The organism is Pseudomonas sp. MYb193, from assembly GCF_002966775.1.
In the GTDB taxonomy this organism is placed as follows: Bacteria; Pseudomonadota; Gammaproteobacteria; order Pseudomonadales; family Pseudomonadaceae; genus Aquipseudomonas; species Aquipseudomonas paracarnis.
Genome location: NZ_CP023269.1, coordinates 1,660,201 through 1,678,766, shown reverse-complemented (window position 1 = coordinate 1,678,766; position 18,566 = coordinate 1,660,201). Strand labels below are relative to the sequence as shown.

At 59.7% G+C, this 18,566-nt stretch carries 23 protein-coding genes, 1 tRNA gene and 1 pseudogene; 14 read left to right on the top strand and 11 right to left on the bottom strand.

Going from position 1 to position 18,566, the window contains the following annotated elements:
- Nucleotides 1–1,515 (top strand): tripartite tricarboxylate transporter permease, encoded by a 1,515-nt coding sequence (locus CLM72_RS07855; protein WP_047710295.1) that lies wholly within the window; start codon nucleotides 1–3, stop codon nucleotides 1,513–1,515.
- On the top strand, nucleotides 1,508–2,545 hold the full coding sequence (locus tag CLM72_RS07850) for an AbrB family transcriptional regulator (protein ID WP_057975659.1): 1,038 nt from the start codon (nucleotides 1,508–1,510) through the stop codon (nucleotides 2,543–2,545). Before CLM72_RS07855 ends, CLM72_RS07850 begins: the two co-directional genes overlap by 8 nt.
- Nucleotides 2,546–2,574: 29 nt before the next feature.
- Here the strand turns inward: CLM72_RS07850 and ung are convergent, their stop codons facing one another.
- Nucleotides 2,575–3,267 (bottom strand): uracil-DNA glycosylase, encoded by a 693-nt coding sequence (gene ung / locus CLM72_RS07845; RefSeq protein ID WP_020301023.1) that lies wholly within the window; start codon nucleotides 3,265–3,267, stop codon nucleotides 2,575–2,577.
- 136 nt (nucleotides 3,268–3,403) lie between these two features.
- Here ung and CLM72_RS07840 point away from each other — a divergent pair, with 136 nt between their 5' ends.
- Nucleotides 3,404–4,516 carry an enoyl-CoA hydratase/isomerase family protein gene (locus CLM72_RS07840; RefSeq protein WP_105226103.1) on the top strand — a complete coding sequence of 371 codons (1,113 nt, stop codon included), beginning with the start codon at nucleotides 3,404–3,406 and terminating at the stop codon, nucleotides 4,514–4,516.
- Here CLM72_RS07840 and CLM72_RS07835 read toward each other — a convergent pair.
- Together CLM72_RS07835 and CLM72_RS07830 are read right to left on the bottom strand one after the other, a co-directional pair.
- Nucleotides 4,502–4,954: a DUF3757 domain-containing protein gene (locus tag CLM72_RS07835; protein WP_105226102.1), complete on the bottom strand. Its 453-nt coding sequence runs from the start codon at nucleotides 4,952–4,954 to the stop codon at nucleotides 4,502–4,504. The genes CLM72_RS07840 and CLM72_RS07835 overlap by 15 nt on opposite strands.
- Before the next feature lie 156 nt (nucleotides 4,955–5,110).
- Nucleotides 5,111–5,470: a hypothetical protein gene (locus CLM72_RS07830; protein ID WP_105226101.1), complete on the bottom strand. Its 360-nt coding sequence runs from the start codon at nucleotides 5,468–5,470 to the stop codon at nucleotides 5,111–5,113.
- 243 nt (nucleotides 5,471–5,713) lie between these two features.
- Between CLM72_RS07830 and CLM72_RS07825 the strand changes: the two genes are divergently transcribed.
- The 7 genes and pseudogenes from CLM72_RS07825 (at nucleotide 5,714) to CLM72_RS07800 (ending at nucleotide 9,223) form a co-directional block, all read left to right on the top strand.
- Nucleotides 5,714–5,926 (top strand): cysteine-rich CWC family protein, encoded by a 213-nt coding sequence (locus tag CLM72_RS07825; RefSeq protein ID WP_105226100.1) that lies wholly within the window; start codon nucleotides 5,714–5,716, stop codon nucleotides 5,924–5,926.
- Nucleotides 5,916–6,608 carry a pseudouridine synthase gene (locus tag CLM72_RS07820; RefSeq protein ID WP_105226099.1) on the top strand — a complete coding sequence of 231 codons (693 nt, stop codon included), beginning with the start codon at nucleotides 5,916–5,918 and terminating at the stop codon, nucleotides 6,606–6,608. The genes CLM72_RS07825 and CLM72_RS07820 overlap by 11 nt, the downstream gene beginning before the upstream one ends.
- Nucleotides 6,609–6,911: 303 nt before the next feature.
- Entirely contained in the window at nucleotides 6,912–7,796 is an 885-nt protein-coding gene (locus CLM72_RS07815; RefSeq protein ID WP_105226098.1) for an alpha/beta fold hydrolase, read from the top strand.
- A gap of 113 nt (nucleotides 7,797–7,909) precedes the next feature.
- Nucleotides 7,910–7,983, top strand: a tRNA-Gly gene (locus CLM72_RS07810).
- 108 nt (nucleotides 7,984–8,091) lie between these two features.
- A pseudogene (locus tag CLM72_RS28705) lies at nucleotides 8,092–8,207 on the top strand (type II toxin-antitoxin system HicB family antitoxin); the annotation flags it as partial.
- An 85-nt stretch (nucleotides 8,208–8,292) separates the two neighbouring features.
- A complete protein-coding gene (locus CLM72_RS07805; protein WP_105229099.1) occupies nucleotides 8,293–8,625 on the top strand; it encodes a hypothetical protein in 333 nt (110 codons plus the stop codon).
- Between the two features lie 97 nt (nucleotides 8,626–8,722).
- Nucleotides 8,723–9,223 (top strand): methylated-DNA--[protein]-cysteine S-methyltransferase, encoded by a 501-nt coding sequence (locus tag CLM72_RS07800; RefSeq protein ID WP_105226097.1) that lies wholly within the window; start codon nucleotides 8,723–8,725, stop codon nucleotides 9,221–9,223.
- A gap of 91 nt (nucleotides 9,224–9,314) precedes the next feature.
- On the opposite strand, the gene CLM72_RS07795 is transcribed toward CLM72_RS07800, so the two are convergent.
- From CLM72_RS07795 to CLM72_RS07780, 4 genes are all read right to left on the bottom strand, one after another.
- Nucleotides 9,315–9,842 (bottom strand): DUF4142 domain-containing protein, encoded by a 528-nt coding sequence (locus tag CLM72_RS07795; RefSeq protein ID WP_105226096.1) that lies wholly within the window; start codon nucleotides 9,840–9,842, stop codon nucleotides 9,315–9,317.
- A gap of 119 nt (nucleotides 9,843–9,961) precedes the next feature.
- Entirely contained in the window at nucleotides 9,962–10,603 is a 642-nt protein-coding gene (locus CLM72_RS07790) for a LysE family translocator (protein WP_105226095.1), read from the bottom strand.
- A 46-nt stretch (nucleotides 10,604–10,649) separates the two neighbouring features.
- The gene (gene fos, locus CLM72_RS07785; protein WP_105226094.1) at nucleotides 10,650–11,066 is read right to left on the bottom strand and encodes a fosfomycin resistance glutathione transferase; all 417 of its coding nucleotides are present in this window, start codon (nucleotides 11,064–11,066) and stop codon (nucleotides 10,650–10,652) included.
- Nucleotides 11,067–12,008: a LysR family transcriptional regulator gene (locus tag CLM72_RS07780; RefSeq protein ID WP_105226093.1), complete on the bottom strand. Its 942-nt coding sequence runs from the start codon at nucleotides 12,006–12,008 to the stop codon at nucleotides 11,067–11,069.
- A 68-nt stretch (nucleotides 12,009–12,076) separates the two neighbouring features.
- Between CLM72_RS07780 and CLM72_RS07775 the strand changes: the two genes are divergently transcribed.
- Complete coding sequence (locus CLM72_RS07775; RefSeq protein ID WP_105226092.1) at nucleotides 12,077–12,553, top strand: DMT family transporter; 477 nt, start codon at nucleotides 12,077–12,079, stop codon at nucleotides 12,551–12,553.
- Here the strand turns inward: CLM72_RS07775 and CLM72_RS07770 are convergent.
- Both CLM72_RS07770 and yiaY read right to left on the bottom strand, forming a co-directional pair.
- Nucleotides 12,525–13,199, bottom strand: coding sequence for an epimerase (locus CLM72_RS07770; RefSeq protein ID WP_105226091.1), 675 nt, complete (start codon nucleotides 13,197–13,199; stop codon nucleotides 12,525–12,527). The genes CLM72_RS07775 and CLM72_RS07770 overlap by 29 nt on opposite strands.
- An 86-nt stretch (nucleotides 13,200–13,285) precedes the next feature.
- The gene (gene yiaY, locus CLM72_RS07765) at nucleotides 13,286–14,434 is read right to left on the bottom strand and encodes an L-threonine dehydrogenase (protein ID WP_014717338.1); all 1,149 of its coding nucleotides are present in this window, start codon (nucleotides 14,432–14,434) and stop codon (nucleotides 13,286–13,288) included.
- A 123-nt stretch (nucleotides 14,435–14,557) separates the two neighbouring features.
- On the opposite strand from yiaY, the gene CLM72_RS07760 reads away from it, so the two are divergent.
- Nucleotides 14,558–15,574, top strand: coding sequence for a DUF4917 family protein (locus CLM72_RS07760; protein ID WP_105226090.1), 1,017 nt, complete (start codon nucleotides 14,558–14,560; stop codon nucleotides 15,572–15,574).
- 122 nt (nucleotides 15,575–15,696) lie between these two features.
- Here the strand turns inward: CLM72_RS07760 and CLM72_RS07755 are convergent, their stop codons facing one another.
- A complete protein-coding gene (locus CLM72_RS07755; RefSeq protein ID WP_032893083.1) occupies nucleotides 15,697–16,224 on the bottom strand; it encodes a helix-turn-helix domain-containing protein in 528 nt (175 codons plus the stop codon).
- A gap of 160 nt (nucleotides 16,225–16,384) precedes the next feature.
- On the opposite strand from CLM72_RS07755, the gene CLM72_RS07750 reads away from it, so the two are divergent.
- Together CLM72_RS07750 and CLM72_RS07745 are read left to right on the top strand one after the other, a co-directional pair.
- Nucleotides 16,385–17,167 carry an aldolase gene (locus CLM72_RS07750; protein ID WP_073521601.1) on the top strand — a complete coding sequence of 261 codons (783 nt, stop codon included), beginning with the start codon at nucleotides 16,385–16,387 and terminating at the stop codon, nucleotides 17,165–17,167.
- 30 nt (nucleotides 17,168–17,197) lie between these two features.
- The gene (locus tag CLM72_RS07745) at nucleotides 17,198–18,076 is read left to right on the top strand and encodes a dihydrodipicolinate synthase family protein (protein WP_105226089.1); all 879 of its coding nucleotides are present in this window, start codon (nucleotides 17,198–17,200) and stop codon (nucleotides 18,074–18,076) included.
- 50 nt (nucleotides 18,077–18,126) lie between these two features.
- Here CLM72_RS07745 and CLM72_RS07740 read toward each other — a convergent pair whose 3' ends face one another.
- On the bottom strand, nucleotides 18,127–18,459 hold the full coding sequence (locus CLM72_RS07740; protein ID WP_105226088.1) for a YegP family protein: 333 nt from the start codon (nucleotides 18,457–18,459) through the stop codon (nucleotides 18,127–18,129).
- Between the last annotated feature and the right edge of the window lie 107 nt (nucleotides 18,460–18,566).

Sequence of the window (18,566 nt, the reverse complement as noted above, 5' to 3'; positions counted from 1 at the left end):
ATGGATACTTTTGGCTATTTGGGCCAGGGTTTCGGCATTGCGCTGAGCCCCTATAACCTGGTGACCGCGTTGTGCGGCACCCTGATCGGCACCGTGGTCGGCCTGTTGCCGGGCCTGGGCCCGATCAACGGCGTGGCACTGCTGATTCCCATCGCCTTCGCCCTGGGCTTGCCGCCCGAGTCGGCGCTGATCCTGCTGGCAGCCGTGTACCTGGGCTGCGAATACGGTGGCCGCATCAGTTCGATTCTGCTGAACATCCCAGGCGAAGCCTCCACCGTGATGACCACCCTCGACGGCTACCCGATGGCCCGCAAAGGCCTGGCCGGCGTGGCACTGTCGTTGTCGGCCTGGAGTTCGTTCATCGGCGCGTTTATCGCCACCTGCGGCATGGTGCTGTTCGCCCCGCTGCTGGCCAAGTGGGCAATTGCGTTCGGCCCGGCGGAATACTTCGTGTTGATGGTGTTTGCGATTGTCTGCCTGGGCGGCATGGCCGGTGACAAACCGCTGAAGACTTTTGTTGCGGCGCTGATCGGCTTGTTCCTCTCTTGCGTGGGCATCGACGCCAACAGCGGTGTGTACCGCTTCACCGGCGACAATATTCACCTGACCGACGGTATCCAGTTCGTGGTCCTGGTGCTCGGCCTGTTCTCCATCAGCGAGATTCTCCTGCTGCTGGAAAAAACCCACCGTGGCCAGGAAGCGGTGAAAGCCACAGGGCGCATGATGTTCAACGTCAAGGAAGCCCTGTCGGTGCTCACCGTGAATCTTCGTTGCGGCGTGTCGGGCTTTATCATCGGCGTGTTGCCGGGCGCTGGTGCGACCATGGCCTCGGCCGTTGCCTACATGACCGAGAAACGCATCGCAGGCGCCAGCGGCAAATTCGGTCAGGGCGACATGCGCGGCCTGGCAGCTCCTGAAACCGCAATCGGCGCGTCGGTCTGCGGCGCTATGGTACCCATGCTGACCCTCGGCGTTCCTGGCTCGGGCACCACGGCGGTGATGATCGGCGCGCTGTCGCTGTACAACATCACCCCCGGCCCATTGCTGTTCCAACAGCAACCGGACATTGTCTGGGGCCTGATCGCCTCGTTGTTCATTGCCAACATCATGCTGGTGGTGCTCAACATCCCGATGATCCGCATCTTCACCCGTATCCTCGCCGTGCCGAACTGGGCGCTGGTGCCGGTGATCGCCATCATTACCGCGATTGGCGTGTACGCCGTGCATGCCACCACCTTCGATCTGTTCCTGATGATCGCCATCGGCATCTTCGGCTACATCCTGCGCAAGCTCGACTTCCCGCTGTCGCCGCTGCTGCTGGGCTTTATCCTCGGAGGCCTGATGGAGCAGAACCTGCGCCGTGCGCTGTCGATCTCCAACGGTGCGCTGGAAATCCTGTGGTCGAGCCCGATCACCTTTGGCGTCTGGGTGCTGACCGCAATCATGCTGCTTGTACCGCTGCTGCGTATCTGGCGTAAACGCGTGCAACAGCGTCGTGCCCTGGCCGATGTCTGAGGTCACCTTTAAACATTGGTGGGGAACACCGCTGGTCGGCCTGGCCGGCGGTTACCTGGCCAGCCTGGTCGGCTGGCCGTTGCCGTATATGGTCGGCTCGTTGCTGGCGATCATCCTGGTGCGCTGCCTGACGCCCTGGCAATTGGCAGAGATTCCCGGCGGGCGCAAATGCGGCCAATGGGTGGTGGGCATCGGCATTGGCCTGCACTTCACCCCGGTGGTGATCGAGCAGGTGATGAGCCACTTCGGCCTGATCTTCTTCGGCGCATTGGTCACCAGTTTGTCGAGCGTGGTGGGCGTATGGTTGATGCGCCGCAGCGGTGAAGACCGCGCCACGGCGTTTTTCTCCAGCATGCCGGGCGGCTCCGGGGAGATGGTCAACCTTGGCGCCCGCAATGGCGCGGTGCTCAGCCGGGTTGCGGCCGGGCAAAGCCTGCGTGTGCTGGTGGTGGTGCTGTGTGTGCCAGCGATCTTCAAATATTTGCTCGGAGGCGGCGCGCCGCAGTTCCATCCGGCGCCCGTGGACTGGGCGTGGCTGGCCGTGCTGTTTCCGGTGGGTGCGCTGGTTGCCTGGGGCTGGCAACGCTTGCGCCAACCCAACCCTTGGCTGTTCGGGCCATTGCTGGTGAGTGCGATCGCCAGTGTGACCTGGGATTTACACATCGGCCTGCCAGACGGCGGCAGTCAGATCGGCCAATGGTTGATCGGCAGCGGTTTGGGCTGCCACTTCAATCGGCAGTTCTTCCGTCGCGCGCCATCGTTCATGGGCCGCACCTTGATTGGCACGGCGTTGACCATGCTGCTGGCGACGTTAGCGGCGGTGGGCTTGAGCGCCCTCACTCACCTCGACCTGCGATCACTGACCCTGGGCATGATGCCAGGCGGTATCGCTGAGATGAGCCTGACAGCTGAAACCCTGCAGCTGTCGGTGCCCTTGGTGACGGCGATGCAGGTGATGCGCTTGTTGTTCGTGCTGTTTTTGGCCGAGCCTTTGTTTCGGCACTGGAACCGTCAGCCAGCCCCCCTCTAAAACCTCCCACATGTTGAATGTGCCAGGCCTCACACCGGTGGCAAACGCCACTCAATGGGGGCCTCGCCATTCTGCTCGAGAAACTTGTTGGCCCGGCTGAAATGCCCGCAGCCCAGAAACCCGCGATACGCCGACAACGGCGACGGATGCACCGAGGTCAGCACCAGATGCTTGGTGGCGTCGATGAGCTTCTGCTTGCTTTGAGCATGGGCGCCCCACAGCAGGAACACCAGGTGCGGCTGATGCTCGCTGACTACCTCGATAATCCGATCGGTAAAGAACTGCCAGCCCTTGCCCGCATGGGCGTTGGCGTTGGCGCGCTCCACGGTCATGGTGGTGTTGAGCATCAGCACGCCTTGGTCGGCCCAGCTTTGCAGGTAGCCGTGGTTGGGGATGTCGATGTTCAGGTCGCGCTTGAGCTCTTTATAGATATTGACCAGCGACGGCGGCGCCGGCACGCCCGGTTGTACCGAGAAGCACAGGCCATGGGCCTGGCCAGGGCCGTGGTAGGGGTCTTGTCCGAGGATCACGACCTTGACCTTGTCCAGCGGCGTTGAGTTGAGCGCGTTGAAAATCAATGGGCCGGGGGGGTAGATCTCTTTGCCAGCAGCATGTTCCTGGCGCAGAAACTCGCGCAATTGCGCCATGTAGGGCTTCTCGAACTCCTCCCGCAGGGCGTGTTTCCAGCTGGGTTCGAGTTTGATACGGTCGCCATCGGTCATAGTTGAATTGTCTTGTAAAAAAGAATGAGGCGAACCCTAGGAAAGCCGACCCCGCTTGTCAATTGATCTGACACAGCACCGGCACTTTCCCACGAAGGGATCATACTCATCCTTCACCTTCTCGATTGAGGTCACGATGAACCTGCATTTCGAAGAACTGACCGGCAGTGGCGGCGCTCGCATCGGTATCGCCAGCCTGGACGCGCCAAAGTCCCTTAACGCCCTCTCCCTGCCGATGATTCTGGCCCTGGATGAGCGCATGGAGGCCTGGGCCAAAGACCCGCAGATCGTCTGCGTGCTGCTGCGCGGCAACGGCCCCAAAGCTTTTTGCGCCGGTGGCGAAGTGCGCAGTCTGGCTCAGGCTTGCCGTGAACAGCCGGGCGAAGTTCCGACCCTGGCCGCGCAGTTTTTTGCCGCCGAATATCGTCTTGACTACCGCCTGCACACCTACCCGAAGCCGTTGATCTGCTGGGGCCACGGTTATGTATTGGGCGGTGGCATGGGCCTGTTGCAAAGCGCCGCCGTGCGTATCGTTACGCCAAGCAGTCGTTTGGCCATGCCCGAGATCAGCATTGGCTTGTACCCGGATGTGGGGGCCAGTTGGTTCTTGTCCCGCTTGCCGGGCAAGCTCGGCCTGTTCCTGGGCCTCACCGGCGCCCATATCAACGGTCGCGACGCGCTGGACTTGGGCCTGGCCGACCGTTTCCTGCGTGATGACCAGCAAGACGATCTGCTCGATGGCCTGCTGCAGTTGAACTGGCAGGAACAGAGCGCGATGCAACTCAACAGCTTGCTCAAGGCCCTGGCGCAGGAGGCAATCAGCGATCAACCCGAAGCGCAATGGCTACCGCGCCGCGCACAGATCGACGAATGGCTGGATGTAGGAGATGTGCGGTGTGCCTGGCGCGCCTTGAGCCTGCTGCGCGACCACAGCGACCCGCTATTGAGCCGGGCCGGCAAAACCCTCAGTGAGGGCTGCCCACTGACGGCGCATCTGGTGTGGGAACAGCTCCAGCGTGCCCGTCACCTCTCATTGGCCCAGGTGTTCGAGCTGGAATACACCCTGAGCCTCAACTGCTGCCGTCATCCGGAATTCGCCGAAGGGGTTCGGGCGCGCCTGATCGACAAAGACCAGGCGCCTCGTTGGCACTGGCCGGATATCAACACACTCCCGGAAACGGTGGTGCAGGCGCACTTTGACAAAGCCTGGGAAGGTAGGAATCCTCTGGCAGATTTATCTGATTACTGACAGGTCTGTACGCTTTTCGTTGACCTTGAAAGCGCAATTGTCCGGCTGGCTGTCCTCGCACGTATACACCGGCAACTCGAACGCATCGGGCTGCAGCCTCCAATACAAGGTGCTGGTCAACGACATGTTGATAACCTCATTGCCGCTGCTTGGCCTCAACGCTACCACCCCGTTCCAACTGGTGCGGTAGATGCACTTGTCCATGTAGCCGTTTCCTCTCTCCTCGCCCTCGCCCGGCATAAAGACTGCACCAATGAATCCGTCAATAACACCACGAGACGCAACCTTCGGGCTTTGCCAGTGCAGGCCATTGTCCTTGGCGCGATAATGGCCGTCGGCGTACGCGATCTGCGTCGTATAAGGACAGCCCTGCTCCGCTTTTGCCGGCGCAATGACGTAGCTCAACAGCAGCAGCACGCAAATCAATTGTTTGAACATAGGGATTCCATCTGCTCAGTCTCACCACGCAAAAGCACAGGCTTTGCGCTAGTGAAGTACAGCTAGCACCTCAAAGATAGCTGTTAAATCTGACAGTACAGACGTACGGTACCCATAAAAAACGGCGCATGATGCGCCGCTTGTTTTTCAAGATATTTAACGGTGACCGCCGCGGCCACCTCCGTGGTCGGAACCACGTCCACGCCCGCCATTCCCCCAGCGGTCGCCCCACCCATGGTTTGGGGAGGGCCTGTAGCCGGCCCGCGGGTAATAGCGCGGGGCTGGTTGGTAGTAGCGCGGCGCCGAATAGTAACGAGGCTGTGGCGCATAGTAACGAGGCGCTGGCGCGTAATAGCTGCGCCCGGAAGGGTAATAACGCGGGCCGCCGTAATAATAGGCTGGCGCCGGTGCGGTGTAGACCTCGGAGCGATAGTAGGTAGCGCCTCCATCGTAATAGGGCACGCAGGCTGAAAGGGTCAGGCCGAGCAAAGCGATGAGCAGCAGTCGTCGATACATGGCGGCCTCCTGGACCGCGGAAGAGCTCCTCCAGCGACGCTGGCGAGCGGCATTCAGCTTTCACTGAATGACGAAACATCTGACATCAAAAACCGAATCTGGTGCGTTCGCGACACAAGTGGAAACATCTGTTTCAGACGAAGTGAAAGCCCGCCAAAACGCCATGAGGATGGAATGCCGCGCAGCCGCGCTGTATCGTGCAACAACTAACGTGCCCTACCCGATTTCCTTCTGAACCAACCCATGACCTCGCCGACTCTTTGCCCCGCCTGTGGTGCCCGCAACGACTGCTCCCTGGCCGATCCGCGCACTGCCGATCAAGCCTGCTGGTGCTACAGCGTCAGAATCGACCCGGCGGTGCTTGAAGCCCTGCCGGATGAGTTGCGGAATAAAGCCTGCCTGTGCCCACGCTGCGCCCAGGTGGACGAACAGTTGCGGAACCGCAATGCGCGTTGATCGTTTCCTCAGCAACCTGCCACAGTTCAATCGCAAGCAAGTGCGCCTGTTGCTGGTGGAACGCCGGGTGACCGTTGAAGGGGTTGCGGTCAGCGATCCTCACCATGACGTACGTGAATTCAGCCAGGTCTGCGTTGATGGTGAAATCCTGCAAGCGGGCAAGCCGGCGCGCTATTTCATGCTGCACAAACCCGAGGGTTGCGTCAGCGCCACGTCGGACCCGCAACACTCCACGGTCCTTGACCTGCTGGACGAACCGGACAAAGCCGAACTGCATATCGCCGGGCGCCTGGATTTCAACACCACCGGCCTTATGCTGATCACCAACGACGGCCAATGGTCGCGGCGCCTCACGCAACCGCAGACCAAGTTGCCCAAGGTGTACCACGTGCAAACCGAACAGGACATCGGCCCGCAGTACGCGGTGACGTTCGCGGCGGGCGTGTATTTCGCTTTCGAAGACCTCACCACCCAACCTGCCGAACTTGAACTGCTGGGTCCCAGGACAGCGCGGTTGAGCATCATCGAAGGCCGATATCACCAGGTCAAACGCATGTTCGGTCATTTTGATAACAAGGTGATCGGCCTGCACCGCGAGCGAATGGGCCCCTTAATGCTCGATGCGTCGCTTGCGCCGGGTCAGTATCGACCACTGACTGACGAAGAGATCCTAAAAGTCTGACGACCGTTCAGCCGATGATGGCAAAAAACCAGCCGCTCGCCTTGCGACATGCGTTCCGTACTGCTTGAATCAGGGCTTCAGCCAGATAATGACTGATGAGTCGCCTATAACCTCCAAGAAACACCTTGCCTCGCCCGCGCCTGATCCACGGGCCTTCCGGCAAACCGCCCGCCATAACAACACCCGCCGGCCAGCCGTCATCGGACCGACATGGGCCCTCATTTTCCAGGCGTATGCCTACCTGTCATAAAGCTCGTGCAGAGTGATCTGCGCGCACTACCCGCTTGCCAGGAGTCTTACGACATGAGGCCAGAAATCGCTGTGCTGGATATACAGGGTCAGTATCGGGTGTACACGGAGTTCTATCGCGCGGACGCGGCGGCAAAGACCATCGTCCTGGTCAACGGCTCAATGGCGACCACAGCGTCCTTCGCTCAAACCGTGAAAAGCCTGTACCCGCAATTCAATGTGGTGTTGTACGACCAGCCCTACGCTGGCCGTTCCAAAATCCATAACCGTCATGAGCAGATGCTTACCAAGGAAGTCGAAGGCCAGATCCTCCTTGAACTGCTCGACCACTTCGCCGCTGAACACGTATTGTCCTTCTCCTGGGGCGGGGCCGCCACGTTGGTTGCCCTCGCACAGCGACCCCATCGGGTAGAAAAAGCCGTGATCAGCTCATTCTCACCGGTGATCAATGCGCCCATGCGTGACTACCTCGAACGTGGCGTCGACTACCTGGGCAACCTCGACCGCGACCGCGTCGGCCATCTGGTCAACAGCACCATCGGCAAGCACCTGCCTTCGCTGTTCAAACGCTTCAACTACCGCCATGTCAGCAACCTGGCCGCACACGAATACGGGCAGATGCACTTTCACATCAGCCACGTACTCAACAGCGACCGGCAGTGCTACCTCAAGGCAGCCAGGCAGATCGATATTCCAGTGTTGTTCTTGAACGGCGAGTGGGACGAATACACCAGTGCAGACGACGCCAAACTGTTTGGCCAGCATGTGGCCAAGAGCAGCTTCAGCACCATTCAGGCAACGGGACACTTCCTGGACATGGAACATAAAGCCGCGTGCCGCGACAGCCGTGACGCCGTGGTGGGCTTCTTGAAAGGGCAGCGGCCCGCAAGCCCGTTACGGTATAGCCAGGGCCAGGCGCAGCATGCATGGACGCTTTGAAATCAGGCCCGACACTGTGGCGAGCAAGCTGTGTCGCCACACGCAACTCTCACATTTTTCAAAGAAAAACTTCAAATCCAGCTGAACATCTGGTACAAAGTCAGCCGCTCTGAGCGGGTATAGTTTAGTGGCAAAACGAAAGCTTCCCAAGCTTTAGTTGAGGGTTCGATTCCCTCTACCCGCTCCACTCAGATTTGCACTTGCGTCAGGGGGTTTCTGGCGGAGGCTGCACAAAAAACCGGTCCTTGGTGAGCGGTTTTTTTATGCCTAAAATTTAGTCTCCAGCACTCATCTGCTGCTCGGCTATCTGTTGAATCGCATCGTTGAATACGTGTTGAATCATCCCCAGGAAAAAGCTGCTCGGGGTTTCTGGCATTCGCAGCGCGAAAGGTATTACAACAGGAGCGATAGGTACGCCTAAGCAAAGTCTTACAGGAAGACCGGCAACACCTCACGATAATGTAGGCTCATCGGCCCAGAGTTCGGAAACATGGCAATGCTGGACACCAGAAAAGCCACACCCAAAATCATCCTGTGCCAAGTAGCCGGCTGGGTGTTGGTTTTGCCGCTGCTGGTCTCGTTTGTACGGCTGCCCTTGCCCCTCGGATTATTGCTGGAGTTAGGAGTGATTGCCGCCTCAGCGTATGGCGTGAGGTTTGCCTGGCGTCACGCAACGCCACGCGTGGCTGTGTTCGCTTTGTTTGTCACCCTGCTCAACGTCATTTGTATGGTCATGTTAAGTACAGCGTCAGTACTCAAGGCCCTTTACATTATCGCCTGGCTCTACGGGTACCCCCATTATTCCAGCTGGGTTTACTGGAATGTCTAGTTGGGCAAGAATTTGACCGCAAGAAACGTAGTTCCCAACCCCCTTGGTGGAACTACAGTGGCGTCGTCCCCATCAACGCCCTTCAAGGAAACTGCTCATGGACTACCAGTACAAGCTCATGCCTTCCCCTGTCGGTGAACTCACCCTGGTGGCGCGGGATGGCAAACTCAACGCCATCCTCTGGGAAGTAGAACGTGCCAATCGCGTGCGCCTGGGTGAATTGATCGAAGCCGACGACAGCCCAGTGCTCTTGGAAACCGAGCGTCAATTGCAGGAATACTTCGCCGGAAAGCGTAACCACTTCGAACTGGAACTGGACTTCACCGGCACTGACTTCCAGAAGCAAGTCTGGCAAGCACTGCTGACCATTCCCTTCGGCGAAACCCGCAGCTATAGCCAGATCGCACAGCAGATCGGCAACCCCAAAGCCGTGCGCGCCGTCGGCGCCGCGAATGGGCGCAACCCCATTTCAATCATTGCGCCATGTCACCGGGTGATCGGTGCCTCCGGCGGACTGACCGGATTCGCAGGCGGGCTGGCAGCCAAGCAGTATTTGCTCGCACTTGAAGGCACAGGTCAGACGGAACTGGCGTTATAGACGGCATTGACCCATACCCCGTCTAAAACCCTGCATAAAAACGGCGGTGGGAGTCCCCTCCCACCGCCGTTTTTCAGATCGGGCAGCGGCCTCAACCGTCGCCTTGATGGCCCTTACCGTAGGTCGACGCCAGGGCCCGGGCTTTTTGCAAGCGCTCTTCGAGCTTGGGCAGCGTCTCACCCACCAGTGCCTTTATCTCTGGCACATCCGACGCCGCACCTTCTTTCTGGAACAGGGCAATGGCGTCTTCGTTCTCCTTGACCTGCTGCGCGGTATAGGCCGCGTCAAAGGAATCGCCGTCCTTGAGTTCAGGCATCAGGGTTTCGGCCTTATCAACTATCTTCTCCCGTGGGGCCACTGGCAAATCAAGCTTCTTGGCGATCGCCGCCAAGTGCTGGTTGGCCAGCGTGCGCTCGTTGATGACCTCAATGGTGTAGTCCTTGATTTCCTGGGACGAGGTCTTGGCGTGGGCCATGCGACTGGTTTCGATATCGGCCATGCCTTTGGCCGAAGCCTGCTCGATGAATTCTGCAGGCGACTGGGCGAAAGCATTGCTGGCGCCGAGGCCCAGCAGCATCGCGAAACTGGCGGTGCGTAACCGGATAGCCATGCGGCTCATGATGGGTTCCTCCAGGGCAAAAATAGGCGCGGGAGCATACAACCCGCCCTGAATTCGAATTTTCACGGCGGTAAAGGTTTAGAAAAAACTTACCTGTGCGACGAACGGTCGTCGTCGCCTCAGGCCGCTTTGCTGCCGAACAGGCCCGGCAATGCGTGCGCCAGGGCATTGAGGGCGAAGCCGATAAACATCACGCCGCAGAGCTTGGTGATCAGGATTTCATGGCGTTGATACAGCGTGCGCACCCGTTGGGCACCCACCACGCCGATCAGGATCGCGTAGGCCAGCAAACCACCGATAAAGCTCAGCAGAATCAAGGTCGGCAGCATCGACCAAGTCAACAACTCGGCCCGGCTGGACAGCAACGCGGTGAACGTCGCCACGGCAACCGGGTAGGCCTTGGGGTTGGTCAAGCCAAACAGAATACCGTGCCAGAACGGATGGCGCGCCGCGCCCTGAGGAGCGTCGCTGTTGCGGCGTTGGGTACGGATCGCACGCCAGCCGAGCCAGAACAAATACATTCCACTGAGTACACCGAGTACGTCAAACGCACTGCTGCCGACTTCCCGCGCACCGACGATGGCAATCAGCGCCGTACTGCACCACACCACATCGCCGAGCAAATGACCGCACAAGAATCCTGCCCCGGCACGCCGGCCACGGGCCGCACCGATGCCGAATACGGCCAGGACACCGGGGCCAGGGGTAATGCCGTAGATAAAACCCGAAGCCAGTACGGCGAACAGCAAGGATGGGGTCATGGTAGACGCTCCGACAGACGCTTGAAGGTGAACGATTCTGCATGTTTCAGCGCGGTGGGTAAAACTTCATTCCAGCATAGGGCCGGGCGCGACAGGCTTGCAGCCGCGAGGCCAGATCGCCGACATGGAGCTCCAGCTTATGACCATCGGGATCGAGAAAATAAAACGATGCGCCTTCACTGCGGTTGTCTCGCCACTCCTGTATGCCGGCGGCGCGCAGGCGTTCGACCAAGGCAGTGAAATCAGCAGCATCGACAGTAAGGGCATAGTGGGTGTAATCCACCGCCGGAGCAGTCGAGCGCAACGGGTCCAGCGACAGGCACAGCCAAAGCCCAGGCAGTGAGAGGTAGGCACCGTTGTCCCAGGTTGCGTCGAGCTGCAGGCGCAGCAGGTCTTGATAGAAACTGACGCTGCGCGGCACATCGGTGACGGCCAGGGTCAGGTGGTTGAAACCGCTGAGCATCTAGGTGTTCTCGCGTTGTCGTGGGTCTGCGGACAATACACCCACCACCCTGCCAATCAACCACTGTAACCCCACATCCCCACCCCGCCGCGTATGCCAGGCCAGCTCAAAGGCAAACGACGGAATATGAAACGGCGGTGGCACGGCCAGCAATTGCCGAGCGTCAATATTCATCAAACCCCGGGACGACACCGTCAGAATCAGGTCCGTACCCTGGATCAACTGCGGCGCCACACCCCAGTGCGGCAGGCTTATAGCTACATGGCGGCGTTCACGAATGGCCGTCAGCGCCCGTTCTATTTCTGGCGTGCCGCTGCCGCGCATCTCCAGCAGCACATGGGGGCGTGACAGGTATGTCGGCAGGTCCAGCACTCCGTTGGGCGCAAGGCTGGTGGGGTCGACCAGGCAGGTGTAATGCTCTTCGAACAGCGGCGTAGTCCGCAGTTCGGCGGGCATGTCGGGGAATACGCCCGCAGCCAGATCGAGATCGCCATTGAGCACACCCTCAACCATGCCTTCGCGGCTGGCCTGGATGATCTGCAAGTCGATACCGGACGCTTCATGGCGTAGGACGCGAACCAGGCCGGGCAGGAATATCGCCGCGCTGTAGTCCGACATCGCCACGCGAAAGCGGCGCTTGGCCGAGGCGGGATCAAAACGATTCGGCGCCAGTAAGGCCTGCACCTGGGCCAGAGCTTCGGTCAGTGGCCCCGCCAATTCCAGGGCGCGGGCGGTTGGCACCAGTGTGCCGCCCTGACGCATCAGCAGCGGGTCGCCCAGCATATCGCGCAGCCGCGCCAACGCATGGCTGACCGCCGGCTGGCTCAGGTGCAGGCGCTCGGCGGCGCGGGTGACGTGTTGCTCGCTGAGCAAGGCGTCGAGGATCACGAGCAGGTTAAGGTCGACGCGGCGCAGATCATTCATAAGCTGCATGCCCAGCATAAGACTTTGGAATTTAAATTTGCGCGACGAATACCCTAGAGTCCAGCAAAACCTTTGGGAGCGTCGAGATGACTGTGTTGCATTGGGTAGGTTTGTTAGCGCTGGCGGTGTTCGCCGGCGCGGTGGTGCCGTTTCAGAGTGCGATCAACGCCAACCTCGGGCGCGGGCTCGGCCATCCGTTGTGGGCCACCCTGGCATCGTTGCTGGTGAGCATCATCGTGCTGCTGCCGGTGATTGTGGCGATGCGTTTACCCCTGCCGAGCCTGGCCTTTATCAGCAAGGCACCGTTGTGGATGTGGGCCGGTGGTGCCTTTGGCGTGTGTTTTATTTCATTGGCGTTGATGCTGCTGCCCAAGCTCGGCGCATCGGGCTTCATTGCGCTGGCCATGGCCGGGCAGGTTCTCGCGTCATTGCTGCTGGACCATTTCGGCCTGTTCGGCCTGGTGGAACGTCAGTTGACAACCTCCCGGGCGTTAGGCGCGTTACTGCTGATCAGCGGCGTTGTGCTGATTCAATTCAGCGGCGCTCAGCCGCAAGGCGATTGATCTGGGCCTGCTCCACCACGGGCTGCGGCGCGCCTTGGCTGACCGCCTGCAACATCGCACGGCCGACGGTCTCGGTGCTCACCACCCAATCCGGTTTTAGTCGCCGCACAAACGAAAGCACCGGCCCAAGCATGCTATAGAAAGATTGATACAACGGCGTCTTCGAACGCACACCGTGCAACGGCTGGATGATCCCGGGGCGGAACAGATACACCGCCTTGAAAGGCAAGCGCAGCAAGGCATTTTCGGTCTTGCCCTTGACCCGCGCCCACATCGACTTGCCGGCTTCGGAACTGTCCGTGCCAGCGCCGGACACATAGATAAAGGTCATCTGCGGATTGAGCCGCGCCAGGGTGCTGGCCGCCACGAGGGTCAGGTCATAGGTGAGGTGGGTATAGCGCGCCTCCTTCATGCCCGCCGACGAAACGCCGAGGCAAAAGAAACATGCATCAAAACCCTGCAGCAGGTTTTCCAGGGGGTGGAAATCCAGCATGTCGTTGTGCAACACCTGATGCAGCTTGCCGTGTTCCTGGATCAAGGGCGTGCGGCCGACGGCCACCACTTCCTGCACATCGGCCGCCAGCAGGCACTCGCGCAGCACACCTTGGCCCACCATGCCGGTGGCGCCGAATAACAGAACTCTCATGAAGGGACCTCAGCGGCACGCCGCACGCGTGATGCTTGAATGCATTGAGCGTGTAGCTTACCGCGTGCTGCCAAAGGCTGCCCCCATCAAAAAGCGCTACGAAAGATCTCCTCAATCTGACGCTGGTCCGCCCGCCGTGGGTTGGTCAGCCCGCAGGCATCCTTCAGCGCATTGCTGGCCAGCAATGGAATGTCCTGCAACTTAGCGCCAAGCTCACGCAAGCCCGCAGGGATTTCCACGTCCTGGGACAACCGACGAATCGCCGCGATGGCAGCCTGGGCGCCCTCCTCGGCGGTGATGCCCTTGATATCTGCGCCAAGGGCCCGGCCCACGTCGCTCAGGCGTTTGGCACAGACGCTGGCATTGAAGCTTTGTACATGGGGCAATAGCACCGCGTTGCACACGCCGTGGGGCAGGTCGTACAAGCCGCCCAATTGGTGGGCCATGGCATGCACGAACCCCAGGGACGCATTATTGAAGGCCATGCCGGCGAGGAATTGCGCGTAGGCCATGTTTTCCCGTGCGGCCTTGTCAGTGCCGTCGCGGACCGCCAGGCGCAGGTTGGCGCTGATCAATTCGATGGCCTTGATCGCGCAGGCGTCGGTGATCGGTGTTGCCGCGGTGGACACGTAGGCTTCGATGGCGTGGGTCAGCGCATCCATGCCCGTGGCGGCGGTGAGGCCCTTGGGCATGCCGACCATCAGCGCCGGGTCGTTGACCGACAGCAACGGCGTGACATTGCGGTCGACGATGGCCATTTTTACGTGGCGGCTTTCGTCGGTGATGATGCAAAAACGCGTCATCTCGCTGGCCGTGCCAGCGGTGGTATTGATGGCTACCAGCGGCAGTTGCGGCTTGCTCGATCGGTCCACGCCTTCATAGTCGCCGATACGCCCACCGTTGGTGGCGCACAGGGCAATGCCCTTGGCGCAGTCATGGGGCGAACCGCCGCCCAGGGACACGACGAAATCGCAGGCACTCTGTTGCAGTAACGCCAGGCCTTTTTCGACGTTTTCCACGCTGGGGTTGGGCTTGGCGCCGTCGTAGATCACCGAGTCGATATCCTGCATTGCCAGCTTCTCGGCGATCATGCCGGCCACACCGGCTTTGGCCAGGCCGACGTCGGTGACGATCAACGCCTTGTCAAAGCCGTAGTTGCGGATGGCGGTCATCGCTTCGTCGAGGCAATCGATGCCCATGATGTTGACGGCTGGGATGAAGAACGTGCTGCTCATGATCAATCCTCAAAGGCTTTATACCGACAGAATCAACCTGTACCGCGTGGCGCATCTTGATCAGGATCAATGCCGGCTCGTGATAAAGTCACCCCCCAGCCGATTTCGAGTAGACCCGCCGCAATGAAGGATTTCCAGGATATTGACGCCCACCTTGAAGACTGGAGTGCCCTGCGCGCTGCCGTCGACTTCAGCGGGATACTGATCGGTAACGGCGCCAGCCGTACGATCTGGGAAGACTTTGCCTACGACTCGCTGTTCGAAAACGCCCGTACCGTCGAAGAAAAACCCCTGAGCCCATCCGAGCTCAGCGTGTTCGACGCCTTGCAAACCCGCAGTTTCGAGCAAGCCCTGGGCGCCTTGAAAACCACCAGCCGGGTCAACAAGGCCCTGGCGGTCAGCTCGGCGGCGCCGCGTAACCGTTACTACGCGATCAAGGAAGCACTGATCAACACCATCCATGCCGTGCACATTCCCTGGCGCCTGGTGCAACCGTCGACGCTGGCGACGATCAACGCGGAGCTGGCCACCTACGCCACCGTCTTCACCAGTAACTACGATTTGCTCAACTACTGGGCGACCCTGCACGCACCGGGTATCGACGACCTGTTTCGCAGCGCCGACTCAAGCTTCGACCTGCGCAATACGCGCACCGACATCACCCGCATCCTGTACCTGCACGGCGGCCTGCACCTGGTGCGCAACCTTGACGGCACGGCGCGTAAATTGCCGTCCACCGACAGCACCCTGCTCAGCAGTTTTGCCATCAACAACACGATCAAGACCCTCGACGATGTGCCGCTGTTTGTCAGTGAAGGCAAGGTGCAGGAGAAACTCAAAAGTATCCGCAGTTCGGATTATCTGTCGTTCTGTTATGAACAGCTGTTGAGCCATGAAGGCGCGCTGTGCATCTTCGGCCATGACTTGGGGCCGCAGGATAAACACCTTGTAGATGCTATCGGCCAGGCCAGCATCAGCACCCTGGCGATCTCGGTGTCGGGGCGCAGTGATGGGTTTATTCGTCAGCAGAAGCGGCGGTATCTGGAGTTGTTCGAGGGCTCTGCTGTGGAATTGAGGTTCTTTACAGCGCGTACACACCCACTGGGCAATCCGGCATTATCCGTCCCTGTGGAACACTGAGCAAAATGTGGGAGCTGGCTTGCCTGCGATGGCGGTGGGTCAGCGACAGATCGGGCACCGATAAACCGCTATCGCAGGCAAGCCAGCTCCCACATTGACTGCATTTCAAGTCGGGATCTGCCTCATTCCTCAGCGCTGTGCACCACCACCAGCAACTGCGCCTGCACCTCTCCCACCGAGCGAATCCGGTGGGGTTTCTGCGCGTTGAAATGCAGCGCATCGCCGCGCTCCAGCAGCACGCGCTCGTTCATGAAATCCACTTCCACCTGGCCTTCATGCACGAATAAAAACTCCTCCCCCAGGTGCTCCTTGAAGGTCTTGTCGGTGAACTCCGCCGGCGGATAAATGATGAACGGCAACAGGCTGCGCTCGCTGACTTGATGGGCAAGCACCGCATAACCCGGCGAGGTGTCGGGCCGCTCGTGGCTACGCACCAGGCTGTAGCTGTCGAGGCTGACGTTGTCTTCGCTGAACAGTTCTTCGACCTTCACGTTCAACGCCTTGGCGAGTTTCAACGCCGCAGCGATGGATGGCGTATTAAGCCCGCGTTCGACTTTCGACAGGTAACTCTTGGTCATCCCGGATTTTTCGGCCAAGGCCTCCAGGGTCACGCCAAGTTTTTTTCTTAATATTTTCAAGCGGATAGACATTTGCTGCGGTTAATCCCTGCAGAAAGCGATGAGACAGGCTTGCCAATGACACAATGTGTCATATAGCATCTTTAGTGTCATTTGCATTCACCCAACGACCTTGCGAGCAGCGGGCGACCAGCAAATCCGACGTCCATTGAACCACCCAAAGGACACCGATATGGCCAAGACATTAGCACTCCCAAAAGACCAACTGGTCAAGCAAGCACTGAGCCAGATGCAAAACAGCCTGGCAGATAATACGTGGACCGACCGGCAAAAGCTGGCGCTGACCTGCCGAATCCTGTTCGAGTACGGCCACGACTCCGGCCTGGCCGGGCAGATCACCGCCCGTGGGCCGACGCCCGGCACCTACTACACCCAGCAACTGGGCCTGGGTTTTGATGAAATTACCGCCAGCAACCTGCTGCTGGTCAACGAAGACCTCGAAGTACTGGAAGGCCATGGCATTCCCAACCCCGCCAACCGTTTTCACACCTGGGTGTACCGCGGCCGCCCGGATGTAAACTGCATCATCCACACACACCCCACGCACATTGCCGCGCTGTCGATGCTAGAAGTGCCGTTGCAGGTGTCGCACATGGACCTTTGCCCGCTGTACGAAGATTGCGCGTTCCTGGAGGCCTGGCCCGGCGTGCCGGTGGGCAACGAAGAAGGGGAAATCATCACCACGGCCCTGGGCGACAAGCGCGCCATCCTGCTCTCGCACCACGGGCAGTTATCCACCGGGGCCAGCATCGAAGAAGCCTGCGTGATTGCGCAGTTGATCGAACGGGCTGCCAAGTTGCAGTTGCTGGCGATGTCTGCAGGTACCGTCAAACCGATCCTGCCGGAGCTGGGGCGCGAGGCCCATGACTGGATCTCCAAGCCCAAACGCCACGGCGCCGCGTTCAACTACTACGCTCGGCAAAACCTGCGCAAGCACGCCGATTGCCTGAACTGATTGCCCCCCTTTTCGACCGGAGTTTTCCCCATGTCCAACCCAACCATTCACGGCATCATCGGCTACACCATCACCCCCTTCAGCGCCGACGGCCAGCGCGTTGACCTCGACGCCCTCGGGCACTCCATCGACCGCTTGATCAACAGCGGCGTCCACGCCATTGCGCCTTTGGGCAGCACGGGCGAAGGCGCTTACCTGAGCGATGCCGAGTGGGATGAAGTCAGTGCCTACAGCATCAAGAAAGTCGCCAAGCGCGTGCCGACCATTGTCAGCGTGTCCGACCTGACCACCGCCAAGGCCGTGCGCCGCGCCCGCTACGCCGAAGAGCACGGTGCCGATGTGGTCATGGTGTTGCCGGCCTCGTACTGGAAACTCAGTGAAGCGGAAATTCTCGCTCACTACGCCGCGATCGGCGACAGCATCGGCGTGCCGATCATGCTTTACAACAACCCGGCCACCAGCGGCACCGACATGTCGGTGGAGCTGATCCTGCGTATCCTCAAGCAGGTCGAGAACGTGACCATGGTCAAGGAGAGCACTGGCGACATCCAGCGCATGCACCAGTTGAAACTGCAGAGTGACGTGCCGTTCTACAACGGTTGCAACCCGCTGGCGCTGGAAGCCTTCGCGGCAGGTGCCAAAGGCTGGTGCACCGCGGCGCCGAACCTGATCCCGCAACTGAACCTGAGCTTGTATCAGGCCGTACTGGCCGATGATTTGAGCAAGGCGCGGGAGCTGTTCTACCGACAGTTGCCATTGCTGCAGTTCATCCTCAAAGGCGGGCTGCCGGCGACGATCAAGGCCGGGTTGCGCTTGACCGGGTTGGAGGTGGGTAATCCGCGCTTGCCGGTGTTCCCATTGGGTGAGGCAGGGATCGGACAGCTCAAAGCGTTGCTGTCATCGGTGTAAAAAACGCCCCGGCTCTCGCGAGCCGGGGCGCAGGTCTTCTTGCACGACTGTCAGGTCTTGTCCTTGATAGTGACACTGGGACCATTGGTCTTGACGCTGGCAATGCCATTGTCTCGTGCGGCTGTAGAGGTGTACTGCTCGCTGCTGCCGATCACTTGATGATTGGCCGCCTTGAGGTTGAAGAACGGTTGGCCGTTGCTGGCCACTTTTTTCTCATAACGTTCATCATGTGGGCTGTTGGCCTGCACTGAAGCAATGCCGGTTTCAGCAGCACCGCGGGTGGTGTACAGCTCGCTGGTCAATATGGTTTCTGCGTTCGCCGCCTTAAGCACAAAACGAAACTGCCCGTTACTGCTTTTACTCAACTCATACCATCCAGCCATGACTTTCTCCTTTGAGTGGGATATCGCTCCCAAACTTGTAGGATTAAAGGCCATGCCCCAATTTTTTCCAGCCAAACACGGGAGATCTATTTAGCTGGAGACAAATA